Here is a 3994-nt window from a genome sequence, read left to right as displayed (position 1 = left end):
AAAAAGAATGATAACTTCAATGTGAAATCTGAAATTACTCTGCTTTACTTCTTCAAGTTCTGCAGAGCCTTCGGTTCCTTCGGCTGATGATAGCCCCAGATAGATGCCGAGCTTGCTCCGATTTCAGCACTTTTCGCACCGATTTTTGCAACAGCCTTCAGAATGCTTTTCTTTGCACTTTTCACCACACTCTCTCCCTTCTTCCAATCCCACTACTAAAATCGAAATAGAAATTGCCAAAAGCGTACTATCAATCAATTTTACATAGGGACTATGAAATATATCAATCAAACAAGAAACCACCGCTAGTAATATTGCAATGATTCTGCTGATTTTACGAAATAGAAGTACCTGTTCTGCACTGAGCGGTTTATTTTTATTTTCAACCGGTGCGTAGGCACAGATAATTAACAGCGAAACTGTCAGAAAAATATAGTGCATTGTCGTGAAACTGTCAGTAGGAAAGAAACGATATACAACCAATACCGCATTGATTACCAAAAGGAACAGTAAATTGCAGCTCCAATAATGATTTGCATGATATCCTCCGCATATTTGCCGAAACGTTGCAAATATAGCGAAAAAAATCATTGCTGCAATAAAGCAATGCAATAAAATGCCAGAAAGTGCTGCGATCAGGAAAGTGATAACAGAAGAAAATAAGATCTCAAATCCATACTGGTAAACTTCTGCCTTTTCCATTTCGATCGCATCATTTTTAATCAAACTCTTTACAAGCGACATGGATAAAAATGAAATCATGTGTAACAGCTTCCTTTTTCTTTTTCTAATTACATTATACAGATTACAATAAAAAAATCAATACATATGACGTAATCGGTAGATTTTACGACGTAATCGGTCAAAAAAACAAAAAAACCACCTTATTTTTCAATAAGGTGGTTTATAAACTCTATTCTATTTCGTTTTATGATTCGTGGATTTTTAGCATAATATCTGCAACAAACCAACCATTTTCCTCAGAGAAATTGCTCATCCCATCGTTTCTTTCAACAACATCTTCTACGCTTTGCAACCCAAATCCATGGATTTTTTGATTTTTCTTAGTGGTTCCTAGTTTTTTGTTGCTTTTTAATACTGATTTTGCAATTCGATTCTGAACAACAATTCGAAAATAGTTGCCGATGATTTCCACGGAAAGACGAATCTGCCGCTTTTCTTCTTTGGATGCAGCCTCTATTGCATTATCCAGTAAATTAGCTAATATTACACACAAATCGGTTTCATCTATCTTAGGTAATTCTTCCAGTACAAAATATTTTATGTCAATTTGGTTCTCATCACACACAAGCTTTTTCAAATCTAAAATAGCATTGACTGCAACAGAATGTGTCATCATATGATACGGCAGTTCTTTTTTCACCTGACCGGTCAATTTCTCAATGTATTCCATAGCTGCATCTGGCTGCTGCAATCGAATGTACTCTGAAATGCAAAGCAAGTGGTTTTTCAAATCATGACGCAGTGTATTTACTTCTGTATTCCAACGGATGGAATCCTGAAGCTTTTGCTGTTCATTTGCAATTTGTAGTTTTAACAATGCCTGATTGTTTTCTGCACGATTTCTGGAAGATGTAAGATAAAGTACAAAAAACAACAAAACATTGATTGTAATCATACATATTACAATTGCAGAAACTTCCCAGCTCGCTATATCTGTTTCGATTACAATTTCTTCTAAAACGACGCCAGCGAAGAGCGTTGTTAAAAGAACAGTTGTCATAATAATGCATTGAGATACATGAAGTATCATCTTTTTCTTTTCAAAAATATTAGTAAGGATCATCAACGTAAAAACCAGCATAGCTTTTGTGATAAATAAAAGTAAAATGCGAACTGGATTTCGTAAAGATAGTACATCAAACGAAGTATTTTGCATAATTAGACTTACGATTAACGTTACAGCAATGTTGATTGTAAACAAGCAGGCAAATACAAGAAGTACGACAATTGTCTGAAACCATATAGGTTTTTCTAACAATATCCAACAAAAAAGAAGATAAATTAAAATGTTGACAACACCCAAAAGCCCTTCAAACACAAAGAAATGATTCAATACCAAAGAAGATGCACACTGCAAACAACAAAAGATTATTGTTCCAATTATTTTTTTAGATTGTGTCATATTTTTATAGGGCAAGATCTTGACTAGAAAGAAGAAAATAATCAAACTCTCTGAAATAGTGGCTAACCATTCTGAAACGGTGTAGATCATATGATATTCCTCCTTGTTTTTTGCAAAAATAATTCTTTGACTGATTTGATTTTTCTGCGACTAATAAACAAAATCTTTTTATTATCTAATATCAAAGTATCTTTTTCAATCGAAAAGATATGTTCAAAGTTTACAATACAACTTACACTAATCGGAATGAACCCTTGAAATTCTTCTTTTTCCAAGTAGGAACGCAGAGGATCTCTCGTAATAATTTCCTCCTTTTTGTTGACCGTATAGATTTTTGTTTGGTGATTTTCACTTTCAATATACAAAATATCAGAAATCTTCAAGTTATAATGATATTGCGATGTGGATATTACGACATGACGATTCTTTTTCTGTATTTCTTGAACCACACATGAAATTGCAAATGGAAGTTCTTCTTGCATCTTGTCTTTGCGAACAAACCCAAGCACTTTATATTGAAATGCTTTTTGCATCAGGTCATCCCGATTTGTGATATAGACAATTGGAGCGTCACTATCCATTTCACGCAAAAATTGTGAAATATCAAACCCGTTTTTCTTTGGCATATCCAAATCTAAAAAGAAAGCTTGATAATCTTCATCAAGTATCGCATGATAAAACTGATCCGCATTTGTATATGTATCTATTACAAAACTCAAATAATTTTCCTTTTCCCATTGGTGAAATACGGAAAGAATTTCCGAAATTGCTTCTGCCTGATCATCCACTACTGCAATTCGAATCACGTAATATGCCCCTTTCTTATCTTTTTCTCTCTATTTCCATCATACCATAAAAAATCCCAAAAATCAAGAAGAATAGATGGTTTACCGTTGGAGATACTAAAAGGAAAGAAGCATTTTTGTTTCGTAAAATCCGCCCATTGACCATTCAATCCTAAAAAATCACGCTGTTTCCGATGCTTTTTTCATTTTCCATACGATTTTTTGACGGCGAAATGTTATCCTGTCAATTGCAGTCGCTTTACATATTCCTGCTTCATCTGCATAGAAGAATGCACATATCGATTCAGCGTAATACTGGCGTCAGCGTGTCCCAGCAATTCACTCAGCGTCTTTGCATCAAATCCGTGGGCAATACAATCTGTGGCATAAGTGTGTCGAAGCAAATGAAACGGAACCTTTCGGATTCCACAAAGTTTCAGGATTTTCTGAAACCGATACTGCATCGTTCTCGGTTCTGCCGGTTTGCTTTTCCCAGTAATCAAGTACAGAAAATCCTGTCGTTTTTTCTTCTCCAGCAGTGTCAACAAGAAGGACGGAACCGGAATTGTCCGCACGGAAGTTCTGCTTTTGGGAGAGCCGATCAGTACCTCAGAACAGCCATTTCGATAAACTCTCTGCACCGTTCGTTTTACAGAAAGCGTTCCGTTTTCAAAGTCAATATCGCCCCACTGCAAGCCGCATAATTCACCTACACGCAAACCGGTGAACAAGCACAGCAGAATCGCCAAATCAATGGTCAGCCCTGTCTGAAGAAGATACTGTTCCAACTTCTTTCGCTCCTCAGAAGACAGAACATCCAGCTGCTTTTTCTCTGCTTTTGGCATAGTGAAATGCGTTCCACGAATGTGATATTCCTGCACTGCATACTGTTCTATGCTGTGGTAAACCCGCATAATGTCCTGTACAAACCGAGCGGAAAGTCCGCCAGTTCCGCACAATCGACCGCTTTGCAGTTTCTCATAGACAAAATCATTCAGCTGATGTGTCGTCATATCCGTGAGATACTTTGTTCCGAGATCCGGAAGAATATGATTGCGAATGA

At 36.3% G+C, this 3994-nt stretch carries 5 protein-coding genes; all 5 read right to left on the bottom strand.

The window, feature by feature from the left end:
• Positions 1-44 precede the first annotated feature (44 nt).
• Entirely contained in the window at positions 45-161 is a 117-nt protein-coding gene (locus QZ375_RS13860; protein WP_295219909.1) for a cyclic lactone autoinducer peptide, read from the bottom strand.
• Positions 124-762 (bottom strand): accessory gene regulator B family protein, encoded by a 639-nt coding sequence (locus tag QZ375_RS13855; protein ID WP_295219907.1) that lies wholly within the window; start codon positions 760-762, stop codon positions 124-126. The genes QZ375_RS13860 and QZ375_RS13855 overlap by 38 nt, the downstream gene beginning before the upstream one ends.
• A gap of 166 nt (positions 763-928) precedes the next feature.
• Positions 929-2236: a sensor histidine kinase gene (locus tag QZ375_RS13850; protein ID WP_295219905.1), complete on the bottom strand. Its 1308-nt coding sequence runs from the start codon at positions 2234-2236 to the stop codon at positions 929-931.
• Positions 2233-2952: a LytTR family DNA-binding domain-containing protein gene (locus QZ375_RS13845; RefSeq protein WP_295219902.1), complete on the bottom strand. Its 720-nt coding sequence runs from the start codon at positions 2950-2952 to the stop codon at positions 2233-2235. The genes QZ375_RS13850 and QZ375_RS13845 overlap by 4 nt, the downstream gene beginning before the upstream one ends.
• 215 nt (positions 2953-3167) lie before the next feature.
• On the bottom strand, positions 3168-3994 hold an 827-nt coding region (locus tag QZ375_RS13840), incomplete at its 5' end, for a site-specific integrase (RefSeq protein ID WP_295219900.1).

The organism is Ruminococcus sp., assembly GCF_019417665.1.
In the GTDB taxonomy this organism is placed as follows: domain Bacteria; phylum Bacillota; class Clostridia; order Oscillospirales; family Ruminococcaceae; genus Ruminococcus_C.
The sequence above is the reverse complement of the archived record's forward strand: the minus strand, read 5'-3'. Positions and strand labels throughout refer to the sequence as shown.

Excerpts from the sequence above, each read along its gene's own strand:
- QZ375_RS13855 (WP_295219907.1), bottom strand. The coding sequence starts at position 762 with ATGATTTCATTTTTATCCATGTCGCTTGTAAAGAGTTTGATTAAAAAT.
- QZ375_RS13850 (WP_295219905.1), bottom strand. The coding sequence starts at position 2,236 with ATGATCTACACCGTTTCAGAATGGTTAGCCACTATTTCAGAGAGTTTG.